The sequence below is a fragment of the Mangrovibacterium marinum genome, assembly GCF_003046625.1.
In the GTDB taxonomy this organism is placed as follows: domain Bacteria; phylum Bacteroidota; class Bacteroidia; order Bacteroidales; family Prolixibacteraceae; genus Mangrovibacterium; species Mangrovibacterium marinum.
In genome coordinates this window covers 190,710-211,590 of sequence record NZ_QAAD01000004.1, presented here as the reverse complement: position 1 = coordinate 211,590, position 20,881 = coordinate 190,710, and the positions used below count along the sequence as shown (strand labels likewise).

Sequence of the window (20,881 nt, the reverse complement as noted above, 5' to 3'; positions counted from 1 at the left end):
GCCCGAATGTCGCGGCCATCAAAATGTAAGAAAGATGATCCTTCAAGTTATCTTAGTTGTCTCCATCATTCTGCAGGTATTTGCGGTCATTGTCGCCATCAAGCTGATCAAGGAAACCAAGTACAACTTTTCGTGGGTATTGCTCACCATTGGCTTCTCAGTGATGGCGGTGCGTCTGCTGGTAGAGCTACTGCCCTATGTCAGCAACTTTGAATCCCAGGATCTGGGCGAATTTATGGTTTGGTCGGGGGTAGCCATGTCGCTGACCTTCGCCATTGGCGTGTTCCTGATTCAAAAGATCTTCAAATACATGAAGCGCGTTGAGGACTCGCGGCGCCTGACCGAAAAGATGTTCCTGAATGCCATCATCCAGACCGAAGAGAAAGAACGCAAACGTTTTGCCAAAGATCTGCACGACGGTCTGGGGCCGCTGCTCTCGACGGTAAAAATGTCCATATCGACCCTGGCACAGCTGGAACACGATAAAAGCTCGAAACAAATTGTGGAAAACACCGAAATGGTGATCAACGAAGCAATTAAATCGCTAAAAGAAGTATCGGACAACCTCAGCCCGCATGTGCTCAACAACTTCGGGCTGTCGCGTGCCGTTCGCAATTTCACCAACAAAATTAACGCAACCAAAGTCCTACAAATTCGCTTGAAGTCCAACCTGGGAGATATCCGGCTGGAAAATAATACCGAGGTGGTTCTCTACCGGGTTATCTGCGAATTAATCAATAACACCATCAAGCATGCCAAGGCCAAAAAGATTGATATCGATTTGAACATCGAGCAAAAAAATATTACCATTGTGTACAAAGACGACGGGAAAGGCTTTGAGATGGATAAACTCCTGAACCAGCCTAACAACAGCGGCATGGGATTTTCCAATATTTTTTCGCGCATTAACTCACTCAAAGGTGAAATTAATGTCGACAGCCATCCCGGCAAAGGAACCTTGGTTAACATTAAAGTAGGTACAGAAAATGAATGACTCGACTTGTAAAATCATGCTGGTTGACGACCACACCCTTTTTCGTAACGGACTGCGGATTTTACTCAACACCATCGACAAATACGAAGTTGCCGGAGAAGCCGGTAACGGTCAGGAATTTTTGGCTTTACTGGAAAAAGAACTGCCGGACATTGTCCTGCTCGACATTGAAATGCCGGTCATGGATGGCATTGCCGCGGCCAATGTAGCAATGGAAAAATATCCCAACCTAAAGATTATCACCCTCAGCATGTACGGCGAAGAGGATTACTATTACCAGATGGTGGATGCCGGCGTAAAAGGTTTTCTGTTGAAAAATTCGGACATGAACGAGGTGAAAACGGCCATCGACACGGTAGCCGACGGCGGTAACTACTTTTCGTCGGAGCTGCTGCAAAACCTGGTCAACAGCCTTCGCACAAGCAGTAAAACACGCGAGCCTCAATCGGAACTTTCCGATCGTGAAATTGAAATTCTGATCCTGATCTGTCAGGGCTTTTCCAACCAGGAAATCGCCGATCAGCTGTTTATCTCGAAACGCACCGTCGACAAGCACCGAGCCAACATCCTGGAAAAAAGCGAGTGCAAAAACACGGCCCAACTGGTGATGTATGCCATTAAAAGTAAGCTGGTTGAAATTTAGATCGTCTGTGACGGATTACCGGATCTTCGGATTATCTGATCTTAGAACCGCATGATGAGTCGAGAATCAATCAATCAATCAATCAATCAATCAATCAATCAATCAATCAATCAATCAATCAATCAATCAATCAATCACGAGGATTGATACCAATCTCTAAAACAAAAGTCCTCTGATTTTGTCCTGCAATCCAATAGCTGAACATCCGGATATCAATTACAAATACTTCCGGGCTATACTTACCGCTTGTTGCAGATAGCCACCACCAAACAAATAATAGTGGTTCAGAATATGATAAAGCTGATAAATTTGTACCCGCTCTTCCCAGCCGGAAGCTAAGGGGAAAGCCTCATTATAGGCGGCCCATGTCTTCGACGAGAAACCGCCAAACATTTGCATGATCGACAATTCCATCTCGCGATCGGCATAATACGAAGCCGGATCAATAAGGGCCGGCCCGCGCGAACTGTACAGGTAGTTGCCCGACCATAAATCGCCGTGAATAAGCGATGCTTTTGAATTATGGGGCAAAAGAAGATCCAGCCGGTCAATCAGATTTTCAAACACACGCAGGTCGGTCGCCGAAATATCGCGGCTGTTTTTGATTAATCGGAGAATAAAGCCCAGCCGATTTTGGGCAAAAAACTCCACCCACGATTCGTTCCAATCGTTCAGCTGCGGTGTTGCTCCGCAGTAGTTATCATGAAAAAAACCAAACTCGCTCGGCTGATGCCGATGCAAACGGGCTAAACCTCGTCCCAGCTTCGCTTCTTGCCCGGCCACAGTTCCACTTTCCAAATATTCGAGCAGGATAAAACCACTCAACTCATCCGCTTCATTGGCCAGAATGACCTCCGGCACCAGCAAGGCATCGCCGGCCACGCGCTTTAGCTCACGCAGGCATTCAGCTTCCCGAATAAATAAATCGTCGGCGCAGGAGTAGTTCCACTTCAGAAAAAACACGCCCTTGGTTGTGTGCAACCGGTAAGCATGATTAATGCAACCGCCGTCAACAGCCTCCTTGCGTTGAACCTGAAAATCAGAGCCTAACTGCTCGGTTAGTTCATCCTGCAAATAATTGATAATGCTTTCTGTCATAGGTTGAAAGATAAGAAAACGGAAAGCAATTTTGCAATAGCCGGAAGCGAAGATTTTGATCAAATAAAAAAGAATTAAACGAACACGAATGAGCCATTCGGAATTTATTCGGCAGTGAGCCATCGGTGCTATGGCTTATAATTTGGAGAAGGTTCGTCGCTGAAAAAACAACCAGCGCCTCCAATAAGAGACAAAACAATCTGATTTTATGGACTTTAACGACAAAGGCCAAAAAACAGCCCGCTTTCAATATGTTTAATCATTGCTTTTTTGCAACAATTAGTGCACAAACAAAAGGCCTGAACAAACGTTTTAATGGTAAATTTTTTGACACCTTTGCAACTGACTTAAATGAAAGTTGAAGAAAATATTAATCAAAAGTGTTGATATGTACCTTGAGAAAACCGTCGTATTGGAATCAACTGAAAACAAAGCACTAACCGAAATCCTCGATGATTATTACCTGGCCTACCTTAGCCGACAACTAAGTTTACTGGGCCGACGGGAAGTCCATAACGGACGCGCCCACTTTGGCATCTTCGGAGATGGTAAAGAACTGACACAAATCGCTTATGCCCGGAATTTCCGCAAGGGCGACTGGCGCTCGGGATATTACCGCGACCAAACCTTCATGCTGTATTTGGGCCTGCTTCAACCCGAGGAATTCTTCGCCATGATTTACGGAGATACCGATCTGAACTTTAACCCGTCAACCGGCGGGCGAAATTTCAATAACCACTTCAGCACCCGCAACATTGACGAAAACGGGCAGATCAAAGATTTGATGACCACCTACAATTCGGCATCCGACATCTCGCCCACTGCGGGACAAATACCTCGTCTGCTGGGTTTGGCGCAAGCCTCGAAACTTGTCCGTGAGCATCCGGAACTGAAAGAAAAATTAAACAACAACGTTAATGGTAACGAAGTAGCTTTCGGGTCTATCGGCGATGCCAGTACTTCGGAAGGCATGTTTTTCGAAACCATCAATGCAGCGGCCATCATGCAAGTACCATTGGCCATTGCTGTATACGACGACGGCTACGGCATTAGTGTTCCCAAGAAGCTGCAAACAACCAAAGAAAGTATTTCGGAAGTACTGAAAGGTTTCAAAAAAGAAAAAAATACAAACGGACTGGAGATCTATACCTGTAAAGGATGGGATTATGAAGATCTGGTCAAAACCTTCGAAAAAAGTATCGCAGAATGCCGCGAAAAGCAGGTGCCTGCACTGATTCACGTACAGGAGGTTACCCAACCGTTAGGCCATTCAACCTCGGGTTCGCACGAGCGTTACAAAAGCAAAGAGCGCCTGGTCTGGGAAAAAGAATTTGACTGTATCAGCCAGTTCAAAAAATGGATTCTTGAAACCGGCAAAGCAGACGAGGCGCAACTTGAAGAGATTGAAAAAAGAGCAACAAAACGAGCTCGACAGGCTCGCGATACCGCTTGGAAACACTATACCGAAAGCTACAGCGCTGAAACTGAAAGCCTGGCCGGAATTGTCAGTCAGCTTGCCAATAAAAACATAAAATCGGTCGACCACTCGGACGAATTTAACGCTGTTAAAAACAAACTTTTCCCGACGCGCAGAGCCCTGTTCAGCTTTGCCAAAAGGCTGAAGTTTGAACTGCACGGCATTGATGGGCTAACAGCTGAAAAAGAAGATCTGAAAAACTGGCTCGGGAAATTCGAAGCCCGCACAAAGGTGATGTACAACCGCCAGTTGCACCGCGAAGGGGTTGATTCGACCCTGAATGTTGAAGCGGTGCCGGTTCAGATTGACAAAGACGCACCAATGGTGAACGGTCACGATATTCTTGCTGAAAACTTCCATAAACTGTTTGCGAAATACCCGAACCTGGTCACCTTTGGTGAAGATACCGGCTTTATGGGCGACGTGAACCAGGGGATGAAAGGCATGCAGGAAGCTTTTGGCGAACACCGCGTGTCGGATACCGGTATTCGCGAAACAACCATTATTGGTCAGGGTGTAGGCTTGGCTTTGCGCGGATTCCGCCCGATTGCTGAAATCCAGTACCTCGACTACCTGATGTACGGTTTGCCCACTTTGAGCGACGATTTAGCAAGTATGCAATATCGGACCATGGGCAAACAAGCAGCACCAATGATCATCCGCACACGCGGACATCAGCTCCAGGGAATGTGGCATGCCGGCTCCCCCATGCAAATGATCTTAGGGGCTATGCGCGGCATCTTTTTGTGCGTCCCCCGGAATATGACCCAGGCGGCAGGTATGTACAACAGCCTGCTCGAAGGGAACGACCCGGCACTGGTTATCGAACCGCTGAAAGGCTATAACGTGAAAGAACAGCTGCCCTCAAACCTGGGTGAGTACAAGGTTGCCATGGGCGTTCCGGAGGTATTAAATGAAGGAAGCGATGTTACGCTGGTAACTTATGCCTGGAATACCCATCATGCCGTAAAAGCGGCTCAATTGCTGAAAGAACTGAAAAACATCTCGGTGGAAGTCATCGATGTGCAAACGTTAATGCCCTTCGATGTTAACCATCGCATTGTGGAATCAATTAAGAAAACCAACAAGGTTATTTTTGTTGATGAAGATGTTCCCGGAGGTGCTTCAGCCTACATGCTGCAAAAAGTGATTGATGAACAAAAAGCGTTCAATTATTTGGACACTGCTCCGGTAACTTTACCGGCAGCCGAACACCGTCCGGCTTACGGTATTGATGGTGAATACTTCACCAAACCAACCGTTGAACGGATCTACGACGCCATCTACAACATGATGCGTGAAACGAATGTCAAAAAATATCCACCACTGGATTAAAAAACATACGATTGGAAACAAGAAAGGTCGAACATTGCCGTTCGACCTTTTTTTTATTGTTCGTTTTATTCAAGTTCGAAAATGACCGCCTGGTAAGGTTTCAACGTTACGTTCCCGTTTTCGTTGGTTACATCATCGTAATTGTTGATCATTATCTCGCGAATGTCTTTTGCTTCCGCCAGGTCAATGCTTGAATCATGGTCTGAAAAGTTTAGAAGAACCAGCATCTTTTGATCGTCCAAGCTTCGGGTAAAAGCGTAAATATCCGGATGTTCAGCCTGCAGTAGTTGGTAATCACCATAAACAAATACCAAATTATCCAGCCTCAACCTGGTCATTTTGCGGAAGTGATTCAGGACGCTATGCGGGTCCTTGTTCTCTGCAGCCACATTGATTTCCTTGTAATTTTCATTAACTTTTTTCCAGGGAATACCTGTTGTAAAACCAGCATTAGCTGTACTGTCCCATTGCATCGGCGTGCGCGCATTCTCCCGCGAATAATAGTTTAGCTGTTTCATAAACTCATCCATGTCCTTCCCTTGTGCTTTAGCCTTTCCATAGTCACCCAGAGCCGATACATCCACATATTCCTCGATCGTTGGCATATCAATATTGGTCATTCCCAGCTCATCGCCATAATACGTGTAAGGTGTGCCTCTCATGCTCAAAATAAAGGTATTCAACATTTGGGTTGAAACAGTTCTGAATTCGGGACTTGAATTTCCAAAGCGGTTCACCATGCGGGAATTGTCATGATTCGACAGAAAGACGGCAAGCCAACCCTTATCTGCAAAAGCGCTGTCCCAACGACTAAATATCTTTTTAAATTCGGACAACTTGTAACCATCGGTTGTCCCCGACATCGACACGTAATCAAAATGATAAGCCATCTGCAGCTCGTTCCGATCTGCATCTACCAAATCGTGAGCATCCTGAAAAGTAGTTCCAACACCTTCGGATACTGCAAAAACATCGTATTTACTAAGCACTTCGTTATATAATTCCTTCAAATAGGGGTGTATGTCCGGCCCCATTCCGCAGTATTTTGCAAAATCTTTCTCGTAACCCTCCGGCCACACGGGGAACGCTGTGTCTTTACTAATAAATTGAAAAGCGTCCATTCGAAATCCGTCAACCCCTTTTTCGGCCCAGAACTTCATGATGTCATAAACTTCCTGTCGCACCTTCGGATTTTCCCAATTTAAATCGGGTTGAGCAGCCGCAAAATAATGCAGATAATATGCATTAGTTAACGAGTCGTATTCCCAGGCGCCTTCCGGATCGAACAGACTGTGTCGGAAAGGAGGCTCACCCTTCTCGGCAGGCCACCAGTGGTAGTAGTCGCGGTAAGGATTGTCGCGAGAACTGCGCGACTGCTTAAACCATTCATGTTCAACACTGCTATGGTTAGCAACGACATCCAGCACAAACTTGATTCCACGCTCGTGCATACCGGCAAGCATTTCGTCAAAATCTTCCATGGTTCCGTATCGGGGATGAACAGCGCGGTAATCGCTCACATCATAACCATTGTCTACCAGTGGTGACTCGAAAAAAGGATTCATCCACACCATGGTAATACCAAGGCTTTCCAGGTAATCCAGCTTTTCGATCACACCTTTGAAGTCCCCAAAGCCATCGCCATCGGTGTCCTTAAAACTTTGCGGATAGATTTGGTAAAGAATACTTTCCTTCCACCACTTACGGTCAACGGAAGAATCAACTTTCGGCTTGGGCGACTGACAACAAACTGTCGACAAGACAATTAAAAGTAAAAGCAGAATGATCCAACTTGTATTTCTTTTCATTTTTTATTTCAGTTTAAATTCGATTAATCAGTTTTAGGGAACTAAAGGCATTTCGATCTCACCATCATTGTCCCAATCCGAATATTGGATTCCGGATTCGGTTACCAGGCCAACCCGATAATAGCAACCTTCTTCCACCAAATCGCCGTCAACTTTTGAACAGCTAACAACAAGTTTATTTTCACCGGATACACCAGCTTTAAACTGATCGATGGCATATTGCCCGTTTCGGTATTCGAAACCGTTACCAGCGTCGCTATATAGTTCTCCTTCAGCTTTTTTGGCTTCGTCCAAACAAACCAATAGTGTCAGCGAGTCGGTGCTATAGTCTTCTGTCGACTGAATAACTTTTCCCAAAGGAATAATGGCGCCTCCACGCAATTTCAGATCTGGTTGAACAGGATCATTTTGAGTGTCTTCCCCGACAAGTGAAATACTCGTCCATGTTCCTTTTGGCAAAGCAGGATTCTCGGCCCACTTCGGAACAATCAGCAAATCACCTCCCCACAAGAAAGCTTCATCTTCATTTCGAAGCGATAAATCGGTCACATCAGCGAAGAAAACGGGGCGCATCACCGGAAGCCCGGTCTCTGAAGCTTCGTGAAACAAAGTGTACAAATAAGGCAGCAGTCGGTAGCGGCGCTCCAGCGCAATGCGGGAAATTTCCTCAACCTCATCGCCATAGGCGTACGGTTCCTGATTCGCTCCATTTACCTCTGTGTGATTGCGGCTAAACGGATAAAAAGCCCCAACCGCCATCCAATTGGCCAATAAACTGGTGTCCGGATCTCCTTTATACCCGCCGATGTCGGGGCCGCTGAACGGCTGCCCGGAAAGCCCCAGGTTAAGCACCATCGGAGTTGCCATTTTGAATTGTTCCCAGGTCGATGCATTGTCGCCGGTCCAGGTTGCGGCATAACGCTGGCCGCCCAAATAATTGGAACGCGACAGCACAAACGGTCGCTTGTCGGGATTGGTTTTCAAAATTCCTTCACGACTGGCCTTCACCATCAACATGCCGTAAACGTCGTGATAGCGGGCATGCACATCAGCCGGCAGTTCACCTCCACCGCGATGATAATTGTTTTCCGGCATGGTATTATCCGGGCCATCAAAAACAGCCGGTTCATTCATATCATTCCAAACACCATCAATGCCCGTCGCCATAAAATCTTTGTACAATCCGCCCCACCAGGCGCGTGTTTCAGGCATGGTAAAATCGGGGAACGAACAAGGGCCCGGCCAAACAGAGCCAACAAAAGCATTACCGGTGCTGTCCTGTACCCAATAATTTCCGTCCGTCCCCTGGTCGTACACGAAATAACCTTCCTCTTTTTTGGCACCGGGATCAATCATCCAGACCGACTTAAAGTCGATGCCGTGCAGGTAATCATTCAACTCTGCCGGATTAGGAAACCGAATGGAATCGAAGGTGAAAATCTTAAAGTCCTGCATGTAATGAATATCCATCCAGATCACATCACAGGGTATATTGCGTTTGCGAAACTCGCTTGCCACTTCTTTCACCCGGCTGTCGGGGAAATAGGAATACCGGCATTGCTGGTAGCCCAATGCCCAAAGTGGCGGCATTTCCATTGTTCCGGTCAGTTGTCCCAACGCTTCCAACACGGCTTGTGGTGTTTCTTTCTCAATCACTATAATCCGGCTAGCTGGCCCTTCTGAAGTAATTTCAATCGGGTTGGTGAGTTTGATTTCCTGTTTCCAGGTATTGTCAACCAAGATGCCAAAGGAAGTCCCATCCTTACGAACACCCAAAATCCAAGGGTGGGATTGGTAAAGTCTTTTGCCTTCGTCTTTGGCATAAGTATAATTGTCAGTATTCCACAACGTCACTTCTTTGCCCGTTCTATTCAGGTCTCCGGCAACTTCTCCGGTTCCATATAAATCTGTTCCCTCGTCAACGGCAATCCGGGCACAATTTTTACCATTCTCCTGGTAAAATTCAGGTTTGATTTTCATTCCTGAAGAAACGCTCCCCTTTTCCACGGGCTCTTCCAGCAGAGCCATTGAGGGCAATACGCGTTCCGGTATAAAATTCCCAGGGTAATAAATGGCGATTCCATCCCCGATTTGTGCCTGTCTCTTCGTTTCGCCGCAGGAAACTACCAAGATAAGACTCAGTATGATTGAGATGGCGAAGCTAAATTCTTTAATTCGGTTTGTTCTCATGGTATAGTTCTATAATAGTTTTTACATTTTTTCGGCATGAAGCTCATCCCACATTTTCAGGAAAACACCGTTCGTCCAGCCAAAACCATCCTGCCCTTCGTACTCGCCTCCTCCTCCGGGACGATCCGGATCAACCACATCGTACTTTTCCTTCATCTTCCCGGTTTCAAAATAGACTTTCGCATTGAGCTGAATCCATCGATTAGCAAGTTCATGTGCCAGTTCCGTTTTTCCGTAATTTTTAAACGCGACATAGCCGACCCATTGCAGCGGCGCCCAGCCATTGGGATAATCCCACTGCTGTCCAGGATTTTCAACCAAAGTGGTAACCAAGCCCCCGGCTTTCAGAAATTCAGATTCAACTTTAGCGATCACCTTTTGGGCTTGTTCGGCGGAAGCAATTCGAGCGAATAGCGGAAACAATCCGGCTAAAGTTGGTTGAGAAGTACATTGTTTGGTTGAGAGATTATAATCGGTGAAGAAACCAAGCTGATCATTCCAGCAATATTTCAGAATCGCATTTTTTCGATTCTGAGCCATCCCGGAATAGGAAGCAGCCATTTGCTCATCACCTTTTAATTTGTATGCTTTTGCCAAAATCGTTTCAACCTCATAAAGCAAGCAGTTTAAATCGACGGGAATTAATTGTGTGGTTTGAATCGTCTTCAGGTCTTGCCTGTCTTTGAACCAGCGGGTTGAAAAATCCCAGCCGGACTCAGCTGCTGATCTCAAATCCCGAAAGAGCGAAGAATCCCTCCCAGAGGGTTCCAGCAACTCAGCGTCGTGCCAATAAGACTCCGGTCGCGGCGTGTTTTCCTGATCCCAATAGCGATTGAGTTTCACCCCTTCTCCCAGATGCACGAGCTTTTCTCCCGACATCCAGTAGTCGTATTCATTCTCCATGGCATCCAGGTAATGAAGATAGACGCCGTCGTCGTGGTTTGCATTTGCTAACAACTCAACCATCAATGCAAAAAAAGGCGGCTGCGAGCGACTCAGGTAATAACTCCTGTTTCCATTTGGAATGTGACCATACGTATCAATCAAATACGCAAAGTTATCCACCATATTCCGGATCATGTCGGTTTTGCCGTCAACCTGTAAGCCCAGCATGGTGAAATAGCTGTCCCAGTAATAGATTTCCTTGAAACGACCTCCGGGAATAATGTACGGATTTGGGAGCGGCAAAAGAGTGGAGTACTCTTGTTTCTGATCCGGCTGACGTGTCAGCTCGTTCCACAAAAAATGAAGATGATGCAACATGGCAGTCGTATCGCTTTGAATCGTATCGAAATACTCACCAACAAAATCTTTTAATATAAATCCTGGCTTTGCTTTCTGTTCCCGATATAGCTCGTCCAGCAAAAGAGGATCAACCTTCGGATTGCAATCCACAAATGTCTTTTGATCTTTAAATACATGTTGAAGCTGCACGCCTTTAAACAACTGCGGATACTGCCGCGGAGGATCAACCTGGGCCTGGAGGTTTCCGCAGAAAAAAGTCGTCAAAACCAGTAGTGCAATTAATCTGAATTTGTGAATCATCATTCTTTGTTTTTTATTTTCGGCAATCATTGTTTATTGGCAATAACCGACGGCCCTCCCAACTGTTCAGGCGAGCGAACTTCTACATACAATACTTAAAAGAAAGTGGCCGCCGAATTTCGACGGCCACAATAATTATAACAGGTTTAGCTGCCCAGGTTAGGGTCGAGATTTTCATTTACATCGGCTGCGGAAGTCGGAACCGGGAAGATGTTCCTAGTGGCGGTCGTTGCCGGTTTTTCCTGCCAGGCTTCGGTGAACTTTCCAAAGCGTACCAAATCCTGACGACGCATTCCCTCCCAATACAATTCATAGCCACGCTCCTTCAGAATATCATCCAGCGTAACGCTTGTTAATTGCGGAAGAGTTTTACCCGACGCACTTCTTTTCGATCGGATATAGTTCACATCAGCTCGCGCTCCCGGTTCGTCACCATTACGCATTTTCGCTTCAGCACGAATCAGGTAAATATCAGAAATACGCATAATTGGAACGTCGTTGGGCGAACGGAACTGATCCACCGTGTTGGGATTCGGAGCAAATTTGATGACACGAATCCCGGCATTTTCAGGAGAACTGGCCAAATTGATTTCCGGAACGAAAATCAGCGGTTCACCGTTACGTTGTTCCAAAGCTGTTCCATCAATTCCGTACTGTTGTCCCACTAAAAATCCCTGGTTAAAACCGGTTTCGCTCATAATGCGGGCATCGTAAAAACGAGCATCGTTTTCCATATCCCAGGTATTAAAGAAAGTGGAAGTTGTTGAAGGACCATTCCATAAACTGGTGAAATTACCAAAGACCTGGCTGTAGTGCAGTGCAAAGTTCGTCCATTGGATATCGTTGCCATAGTCCACATTATCATCCATCGGCACTCTCAAAATAAACTCCTGATGCTCTGCAACGTCCCATTGAAACATTGTCCAGTAATCGTTGGCCACAGCATAATCTGCATCACCGATCAGCATATCGCAATATTGAATGGCTTCCGTCCATTTGGCTTCGCCGGTGTATGTTTCATAGTTCAAATACACTTTGGCCAGTAAAGCTTCGGCAGCACCAACAGTTGCCCGGGTGGATCCAACTTCTGCTTTCGTTTTCAAACTCGGCATAATCGCTGTCAACTCGCTAATAATCGTATCGCAAGCCGCTTTGCGGTCCAGCACAACCGGAGAGACAGAGAAATCCTGTTCGCTGGCGCTCCGATAAGGAACTTGTCCGAAAAGATCGTTGATCAGGTACATGTAGTAGGCACGCAGGAAACGGGCTTCATTAATATACAAAGTGTTCGTTTCACTTGACGGGAATTTTGCAATGTAATTGATAGCTGTATTCGAACGGGAAATACCTTGGGTCAGAAACTCCCAAACCTGTTTAAAACGAATATGGTCTGAATCCCAGGTCTGCAGGTGCAATTGTCGCCAGGCACCATTGTCGTCCCAGTCTGTTCCTCGGGTCGGAATAATCACTTCATCGCTGGTCACTTCCTGTAATCCCCAATATTTGCTCCATTCAATTGTACGTCTTAGGCTGGCATATGGGGGATTGATCAATGATTGCACGTTCGTCGGATCATTAACCAGATTGGCCCCTAATTGTTCGTCCAGAATGTTTTCTTCCAGATCAGTACACCCCACTGTCCCCAACAAGGCTAAAACTGCGCTGAATAATATGATTTTATATGATTTCATTTCAATTGTATTTAAAAATTAAAACTGCAGGTTAACACCGAAAGTAAATGTGGTTGGCTTAGGGTAGCTAGTGAAGTCTATCCCCAATGAAGGAACACCGGAAACGTTGGCATCCGAGTTAATTTCCGGGTCGTAGCCTGAATAATCAGTAATAAGCAACAAGTTGTTCCCGGTTACATACACCCTGGCTTTACCCAACCACTCGATTGATTTGGTGTTAAAGGTGTAACCAATCGTCACATTCGCAAGTCTCAAAAATGAGCCGTCTTCAACAAAGCGGGATGAAAATGGATTCGAATTGGAAGGGCTTTCTTTGGATGTCAAAACATCCCGGGTTACATTACCTCCACCATTGAGAGATGCCTTGGTAAAGATTGCATTTGCCGTATTATTATAAACTTTATTTCCCTGAGAACCATTCCAAAACATGCTGACATCAAAGTTTTTATATTGCCACTTTGAACTCAAACTATAGGTTAAATCGGGTAATGCACTCCCCAGGTATTCAAATGCATCACTTGTTGTACCATCTGAATTGGCAACTTGTTTATAGACGCTAAATCCATTTGCATCAAATCCCTGGAAAACCCGACCGTAAAAAGTACCAACCGGCTGTCCTGACGTAATAATCTGTACCCGTACGTCGGTTAATCCCGGGCCTGCTGCGGCGCCGGTTTGTATTAACTTCACCGGGAGATTTTTAACCTCATTTTTAATGTAGGCCAAATTCACTCCCATGTCCCAGGTAAAATCTTTTTTGCTCATCACGACTCCGTTCAATCCCAGCTCAATACCATCGTTAACAATCTCCAGATCCGGAACATTCAACCATTGCGTTGCTGTTGGGGCAGGTGCCTTTGCCGGAATTTCCAACAATACATCCTTGGTTTTTTTATTGAAATAGTCAATCGTTCCTGACAGCCGATTTTCGAAAAATCCAAAATCCAATCCAATATTTGTTTGCGTGGTTGTTTCCCATTTGATATCGGGGTTCGGCGTCCTGGTGAAAGTAATACCCGGCAGAAATGATCCGTCAACAAACCAGTTGGCGTTCGCTTCGGTTCCCACCGAAAGTTTCGAAATCTTGTCCGGTATTTCCTGGTTACCGGTTAACCCCCAGCCCAAACGTAATTTCAGGTTGCTGAGCGCACCGGTATTCTGCATAAAATCTTCCTGCATTACTCTCCATGCAAAGGCCGCCGACGGGAAGAAACCATACTTGTTGTTTTTACCAAATTTGGACGAACCGTCCGCACGACCGGTAAAAGTTAGCAGGTATTTGTCTTTGTAAGAGTAATTGATACGTCCGAAGAATGACTGTAGCTCACGCTCGTAAGCAGAAGATTTAACTTCGGCGGCGCTGGAATTCCCATAGCCCAGGTTATCTGTGTACTTGATGTCTGCCACTTCAAAGCCGTCAACGTTCATTGCAGAAGTGGTCCCTTTAAATGATTGGTAAGCATGACCCAAAAGGAAATTAAAAGAATGGTCATCGCCAATGTCTTTAAGGTAGGTAATATAGTTCTCCATCAGCCTGTTGGAGGCCGATATGGAATTAATATCGGCTTCACCTTTGTTGGGGAGGTAGCTTAATCCAGCGAATTGATTTACCCGTCTTTCGGCGACAGTTCGGTCAACCCCCAGGTTCAGCTTATAATTTAAGTTTTTGGCTAATTGCACGTCAACTGATAAATTGGCCAAAATGCGATCGGTTTGCGTAACATCATCTACCAGGTTTAACATAGCCACCGGGTTACGTGTAGAAACGGAATGCTGGTAATAGGTACCATCTTCATTCTTAATTGGGAAAGTTGGATTGAGTTTGAGAGCCGACAAAATAAGGTCCCCTTCAAATCCCGAACCGGCGGCTTCGGTAATCGGAGCCCGCGTGTCTTCTATGTGCGAAGCGATAAGACCGGCGTTAATCTTGACTTTATCGTCGAATGCCTTATGGGTCACTTTCACGCTACCGTTTATTTTTGACATATCAGTTGATTTGACAATCCCTTCCTGGTCCAAATAACCAATGGCTGCCTGGTAAGTGAACTTTTCGCTTCCACCGCCCATTGAAATATTGTGACTTTGAGATATTGCCGATTGGTAAATTTCATCCTGCCAATCGTTTGAAGCGCCTAAATCCAATAGTTTCGAACCATCAGGCTTCGTGTACGACCGAAAGTCACTTGCTGATAACAAATCGAGTTTTTCACGTATTTGAGAAATACCAACATAGCCATCGTAGGAAATTGTTCCTTTCCCTGCTTTACCTTTTTTTGTCGTAATCAAAACAACTCCGTTTGCCCCCCGGGAACCATAAATAGCCGTTGAAGAAGCATCCTTCAAAATATCAATTGTTTCAATGTCGTCAGGGTTTATGAAACTCAACGGGTTTTTATTGGAGCCACCACCATAACCCGCAGTACCGCCACCTTCCGGTGTAAGGTTCGTATTATCCAGTGGAACACCATCTATTACATACAGAGGCTCCTGCCCGGAACGAATGGAGTTTGAACCGCGAATACGCACTGACATACCGGTGCCCGGCTCACCACTGTTTTGGGTGATGTTAACACCGGAAACCCGTCCCTGCATCATTTCTACAGGCGATGACGCAGTTGCTTTGTTCATCTCTTCTGTCGTCAATCGACTGGATGCCCCTGTCAGGTCGCTCTTCTTTTGAACACCATAACCAATAGCCACAACTTCTTCCAATCCGATTGTTTCTTCCGCCAGTTTTACATTGATAACGGTCTGACCGGCAACGGCAACTTCCTGCGATTTCATCCCGATAAATGAAAATTGTAAAACTGCGTCACTTTTAACTTTCAGCGTATACTTTCCGGTACCATCGGTAATAGTACCGTTCGTTGTACCTTTTTCAAGTACGGTCACTCCCGGAAGCTCAAATCCGGTATCGTCGGAAACAGTACCGGTAACTGTAACTTCGCCCTGCTGGCTCATCTTTGCCTGTTTAGTGTCCTCCTCCTGATGAATAATAACCAACTTGTTGTTTATGGTATAGGTTAATCCCGTACCTGCAAGTAATTCTTCCAACACTTCATCAATTGCCTGATCTTTGAAATCAATGTTGACAAACTTTGAAAGGTCAACTTCCTTTGCATTATAGAAGAAAGAGTACTCAGACTGGTCTTCAATCCGGCTCATCACTTGTTCAATCGTCAAATTTTTACCTGCAATGTTAAGCTTGGTATTTTGAGCTTTTGTCGCAGCGGAAACGTGCAACATACAGGCCAACATGAACAAAGAAAATAATTTCATAATTCGAAAGATTTTGGGAAGATCTACCCATAGGGCATAATCCCTCCCGTTACGATTTTTTTTCATACTTTTGAGACGTTTAGACAATTAATTATTGATTGTTAAAGGCGGGATGTTGTGGCGACAAACCGCCTTTTCTATTTTACATACTATTTGACTTTAGGTAGAGTTTAAATTCCCGTAAATTTACTTTTGTATAATCAATAGAGGTAGTCAGTTTCAGGGCATCCAGCACCTGCCATATTGTTTCCTGATTTTTGAAGTGGCCCGTGTAGGTCATGGAGTCGAAATCTGGACCGTCGTATTCCAATTTAACATCGTACCACCGTTCTAACCGGCGGATTAAATCGGGGAATGGTATATCTCTGAAATTCAATTCCCCTTCTACCCAGGCAATATCCGATGCAACATCTGCTTCACTCAAAACAGCTTTCATCGTTTGTTGATTAAAGGTGATCTTTTGTCCAGGTTTTAATACGATCGTTTTCATATTACGGGCTTCAAGTTGAATCCTCCCCTCCGCCAAGGTCGCACCAATGTCTCTATCTTCACGATGCGAGTTAACATTGAATTTCGTTCCCGTAACAACAATATTGAATTTATGCGTACGGACTTCGAAAGGATTTGACTTGTCAGATTTTACCTCAAAATAGGCTTCTCCTTCCAGGCTTACTTTCCGGTTTGTCGTCGAAAAATCCGGATCTAACCGGAGGCTGCTGTTGGAGTTCAGATTTACCCTTGTGCCATCAGCGAGTACAACCTGAGAATGCGATCCCATGGGCACCTGAAAAGACTCGACCATACTTCGATTCTCCGTTTGGAAAAACGGAATAAACTGGGCAGCAAACAATCCAATAAGCAAAATAGCGACCGCAGCAGCAACATTGGTCCAAACGGGCAAAACCCTTTTCTTTTTCTTCTGAGCTTGTGTTTTGTAAAAATGAATTAACTGTTGGTTGACATCAACAGAAGCCGGTCTGGCGCTGTCCCAAATGTCTTTGATGTCGTAAAAAAGTGCTTTGTTGGACGGATCTGTCCGAACCCAATTCATGAGTTCAGTTCTCTCCTCCTGCGATAACTCCCCGTTCAAATACGAGGCAATTAGTTGTTCAATTCTCTCGGTCGTCTTCATAATCCGGGCATTTATTTTCCGTGTACACCCCTAACACAACCGAGACGGACAAACTACGTCAGAAAAAGCAAAAAATCTACACTTTATCTTTCAACCGACATAAATTCAACAGAATACGAATAAATTTTTGAGATAATTTTTGCCGCAGTTCTTTCAAGGCTCTGAAAATCCGGGTTTCAACAGTGCGTATGGGGATGCCTAAACGCTCAGCAATTTCTTTGTTTTTTAAGCCTTCAAAACGGCTAAGCTCAATGATCTCCCGGTTAACTTCTGACAATGAATTCACGGTCTCGTAAATGCGCTCGAGACTTTCTTTTTGAATGAGTGATTTTTCGCCACTCTCATAATATTGGATTTCCAGCTTGCTCAACTCATCCTGTTGAAACTGCTGGTGTCTTCGGATAACTCGTTCGTGTTTCAAGTGATTCAGGCAATGATTGCGAACCGAATGAAAGAGATAAGCTTTCAGGTGTTCATCCGGTAAACTCAGTTTTTCTTTCTCCCACACCTGCGCGAAAACGTCCTGCGTAATATCAAGCGCCACCGATTCATCGGCAACAAATTTACGGGCATATAGAAAAAGCTGGTGATGGTATTTTCTGAAAAGCTGATCAAAATTTGGCATAATTTCAGATCCCGGGTGATGTTAGTTTAGTTTTCCGACCGACAGTTTTCAAGCAAACTTGTTTCGGCCTGAATTTAAAGATAGGAAAAAGCAGGTGAAACCCGAAAATGCTTTATAAGCATCACGCGAAAAACGAAGAGATCGGCTGCAAATGCAAACGTTTGCAACAATTCTTCTTTCTTGCCAGAATACCGTTTATTCTCCTAATATTTAGCCATTTTCATTCATACCTGCTTTTTCTAATAAAAAAAAATCGAAATAATCATCTTGCAGGATGTTTCAGCCGGCCAAAAACAAAAAAATCCCGGCTTAAAGGCAACCGGGATTTGATTTATGATTTAATCAGAGTTTACTCGTCCAATAAAATTGGTTTGCCTTTCACGACGAAACGTCCGCTGACAGTAGCCGTACTCGAAGCATCTGCGCGCCCCGAAAATCCGGGTTGCTCACCACCGACAGACACTGTAAACCAGCCCGGTTCAACCACCCGAGCATCTTTGCTGTTAATCATCGACAGCTGACGGGGCTCCAGGTTAAAATTGACGGTCTTCGTCTCGCCTTTTTTCAGGTGCACCCGTTTGAAACCTTCCAATTGGCGGATCGGACGTGGCGTCGAGGCTTTTTCGTCGGTCAGGTATAATTGAACCACTTCATCACCATCCAAATCTCCGGTATTCGTTACATCAACAGAAACAGCAACTTTATCGCCCATCAATATATTGGGGCTGATTTGAAGATTCGAATAGTTGAAAGTTGTATAGCTCAGTCCGAAGCCAAACGGATAAAGCGGCTCCTGCGTGAAATAACGATAAGTTCTCCCATCCATGTTATAATCCTCAAACGGAGGCAACTGTTCAACCGATTTGTAGTAGGTTACAGGCAAACGGCCAGCCGGGTTGTAATCACCAAACAAGACGTCGGCAATGGCATTTCCTCCTTGCTGGCCGGGGTAACCAGCTGTTAAAATTGCCGGGACGTTGTCGGCGGCCCAATTCACCGAAAGCGCGCTTCCGTTGATCAGCACCAAAGCCACCGGCTTACCGGTTGCCACAACCGCTTTCATTAACTCGACCTGTGTTGCCGGCAAATCAAGGCTGGTGCGGTCGCCACCGGAAAACCCGTCAATCTGAATTTTCATTTCTTCGCCTTCCAGCCGCTCATTCAGCCCCAAAGCCAGCACAACAACATCGGCCTGGCTGGCCGTTTCCACAGCCTGCTGCAATCGATCTTCCTGCGGAACCGACCACAGCAATCGGGCAGTTGCATCACCGTAATAGTTTTGGTATTTCACTTCAACTTTATACTTTTCACCAGCCTTTAAATCCACTTTCAGTTCCCGCATTCTGGGATGATGTTCATTCTTTCCACCTTTCTCGTCATCCCCGATTTTGATGGTCATGAAAGGCTTTCCCCAATCGCTGAAATAATAAGTTCCGCTCTTGGGCGCAACCAGATAGCCCGTCCAGCGAATGCTGTAACTGCCGGGTGCCAGCCGCGGGTCGGGCGTGTCGATATCCCAGCAAAAGTCAATATTGTCGTCCACCTGCGTGTACAAAGGGGCCCCCTCCCACTTGCTGTTGGCAAAATATTCGGCTTTCAAACCTTGCTCGCCATCGGCCGTTTCCAAATAAATTGAAGGAATCGCCTTCATCTCTGGAATACCATCAGCCAGATCGCAACCTTGCGCATACAACACCTTCGCTTGCGGGCTGAGTTTATGTTGAATGCCTTTCAGCACCGTAACCGGATCGCTGGGCACACCGCTGTAGTTTCCCCAAAGCGATTCAATATCGTCGGCGTTTGGTCCGATTACAGCAATGGTTTTTATGTCTTTTGAAAAGGGCAAGGTTTGGCTTTCATTTTTCAACAAAACAATGCTCTCACGCGCGGCCTGACGAGCCAACACATGGTGTGCCGCATTGTTATTAACCGAGAATGGAATCTGTGCGTAAGGCACATTTTCAACCGGATCGAACATGCCCAATTTGAAGCGGGCAGCGAAAAGCCGCTTCACCGAAACATCCAACTCATCTTCCGTAATCAATCCTTTCTCGACGGCCTCTTTCAGCGAATTGTAAGTACTCCCGCAATTTAGGTCGCAGCCCTCCTTTACCGCCAGCGCAGCAGCCGAAGCGGCATCGGGGACAACTTTGTGATACTCCCAAATGTCGGCAATGGCGCCACAGTCAGAGACGAAATAGCCATCAAAATTCCACTTGTTCCGCAGAATATCAAACAACCCGGTGTTGGCACAGCAGGCTTCTCCGCGAAAACGGTTGTAGGCTCCCATCACGGAGTACACGCCGCCATCGACAACCAAGGTGCGGAACGCCGGCAGATAGGTTTCCTGTAAATCGCGCTCACTCACTTGGGCATCAAATTCGTGACGCAGTGGCTCCGGCCCTGAGTGAACCGCGTAATGTTTTGCCGTAGCCACCACTTTCAGGTATTTATCGTCGTCGCCCTGCAAGCCACGAACGAACTCCATGCCCATTTGGCCTGTCAGATACGGATCTTCGCCGTAAGTTTCGTGTCCCCGTCCCCAACGCGGATCGCGGAAAATATTAATGTTTGGTGACCAGAAAGTCAATCCCTGGTAAATGCCCCGTTCGCCGCGTCGCACAAACTCGTGATGTTTCGCCCGTGCTTCATCTGAAATAACCGAAGCCACATCAAAAATCAAATCCTGATCCCAGGAAGCAGCAATGGAAATGGATTGCGGGAAAACGGTGGCATAGCCGGCGCGAGCCACCCCGTGCAAACATTCGTTCCACCAGTTGTATTGGGGAACTGCTAAGCGATCAATCGCCGGCGCCTCGTCCATCAGTTGGCTTATCTTCTCGGAAACGGTCATCCGTGAAACCAGGTCATCGACTCGTTGTTCAACCAGCAGATCGGGATTTTGAAAAGGAAAGATTTGCTGTGCAAAGGAGGCAAAGCTTACCCCCAGGCTGAAGAGAAATAGCAGAAAATAATTTTTCATAGTTTTGTTCAATCTGTTTTGTTCTGTTCTGGTACGTAAATATAGATTTACTGAATCAGAATAAAAAACGCTTTTTACGAT

Annotated in this window: 12 protein-coding genes; 3 read left to right on the top strand and 9 right to left on the bottom strand. The window is 45.8% G+C overall.

Translation table 11 applies throughout. The features are described 5' to 3' along the window. The first annotated feature begins 34 nt into the window (after window positions 1-34). Both C8N47_RS05325 and C8N47_RS05320 read left to right on the top strand, forming a co-directional pair. On the top strand, window positions 35-994 hold the full coding sequence (locus tag C8N47_RS05325) for a sensor histidine kinase (RefSeq protein ID WP_107821489.1): 960 nt from the start codon (window positions 35-37) through the stop codon (window positions 992-994). After that, window positions 987-1,637 carry a response regulator gene (locus tag C8N47_RS05320; RefSeq protein WP_211316051.1) on the top strand — a complete coding sequence of 217 codons (651 nt, stop codon included), beginning with the start codon at window positions 987-989 and terminating at the stop codon, window positions 1,635-1,637. Before C8N47_RS05325 ends, C8N47_RS05320 begins: the two co-directional genes overlap by 8 nt. A 216-nt stretch (window positions 1,638-1,853) precedes the next feature. Here C8N47_RS05320 and C8N47_RS05315 read toward each other — a convergent pair whose 3' ends face one another. Continuing rightward, window positions 1,854-2,735 (bottom strand): fructosamine kinase family protein, encoded by an 882-nt coding sequence (locus C8N47_RS05315; RefSeq protein WP_170111298.1) that lies wholly within the window; start codon window positions 2,733-2,735, stop codon window positions 1,854-1,856. A 388-nt stretch (window positions 2,736-3,123) separates the two neighbouring features. Here C8N47_RS05315 and C8N47_RS05305 point away from each other — a divergent pair, with 388 nt between their 5' ends. Next, window positions 3,124-5,547: an alpha-ketoacid dehydrogenase subunit alpha/beta gene (locus C8N47_RS05305; protein WP_107821565.1), complete on the top strand. Its 2,424-nt coding sequence runs from the start codon at window positions 3,124-3,126 to the stop codon at window positions 5,545-5,547. Between the two features lie 65 nt (window positions 5,548-5,612). Here C8N47_RS05305 and C8N47_RS05300 read toward each other — a convergent pair whose 3' ends face one another. The 8 genes from C8N47_RS05300 to C8N47_RS05265 all read right to left on the bottom strand — a co-directional run bounded on the left by C8N47_RS05300 (window position 5,613) and on the right by C8N47_RS05265 (window position 20,800). After that, entirely contained in the window at window positions 5,613-7,355 is a 1,743-nt protein-coding gene (locus tag C8N47_RS05300) for a glycoside hydrolase family 13 protein (protein ID WP_107821485.1), read from the bottom strand. A gap of 33 nt (window positions 7,356-7,388) precedes the next feature. After that, window positions 7,389-9,545: a TIM-barrel domain-containing protein gene (locus tag C8N47_RS05295; protein ID WP_107821484.1), complete on the bottom strand. Its 2,157-nt coding sequence runs from the start codon at window positions 9,543-9,545 to the stop codon at window positions 7,389-7,391. 21 nt (window positions 9,546-9,566) lie between these two features. Continuing rightward, window positions 9,567-11,093: an alpha,alpha-trehalase TreF gene (gene treF / locus C8N47_RS05290; protein ID WP_245915676.1), complete on the bottom strand. Its 1,527-nt coding sequence runs from the start codon at window positions 11,091-11,093 to the stop codon at window positions 9,567-9,569. A gap of 143 nt (window positions 11,094-11,236) precedes the next feature. Further along, window positions 11,237-12,781, bottom strand: coding sequence for a RagB/SusD family nutrient uptake outer membrane protein (locus tag C8N47_RS05285; protein ID WP_107821483.1), 1,545 nt, complete (start codon window positions 12,779-12,781; stop codon window positions 11,237-11,239). 18 nt (window positions 12,782-12,799) lie between these two features. Further along, window positions 12,800-16,060: a TonB-dependent receptor gene (locus C8N47_RS05280; protein ID WP_245915675.1), complete on the bottom strand. Its 3,261-nt coding sequence runs from the start codon at window positions 16,058-16,060 to the stop codon at window positions 12,800-12,802. A 142-nt stretch (window positions 16,061-16,202) separates the two neighbouring features. Then, window positions 16,203-17,192 carry a FecR domain-containing protein gene (locus C8N47_RS05275; RefSeq protein ID WP_107821481.1) on the bottom strand — a complete coding sequence of 330 codons (990 nt, stop codon included), beginning with the start codon at window positions 17,190-17,192 and terminating at the stop codon, window positions 16,203-16,205. Between the two features lie 76 nt (window positions 17,193-17,268). After that, window positions 17,269-17,817: an RNA polymerase sigma-70 factor gene (locus C8N47_RS05270; RefSeq protein ID WP_107821480.1), complete on the bottom strand. Its 549-nt coding sequence runs from the start codon at window positions 17,815-17,817 to the stop codon at window positions 17,269-17,271. A gap of 349 nt (window positions 17,818-18,166) precedes the next feature. Continuing rightward, on the bottom strand, window positions 18,167-20,800 hold the full coding sequence (locus C8N47_RS05265; protein WP_107821479.1) for a glycoside hydrolase family 3 C-terminal domain-containing protein: 2,634 nt from the start codon (window positions 20,798-20,800) through the stop codon (window positions 18,167-18,169). Window positions 20,801-20,881 lie beyond the last annotated feature (81 nt).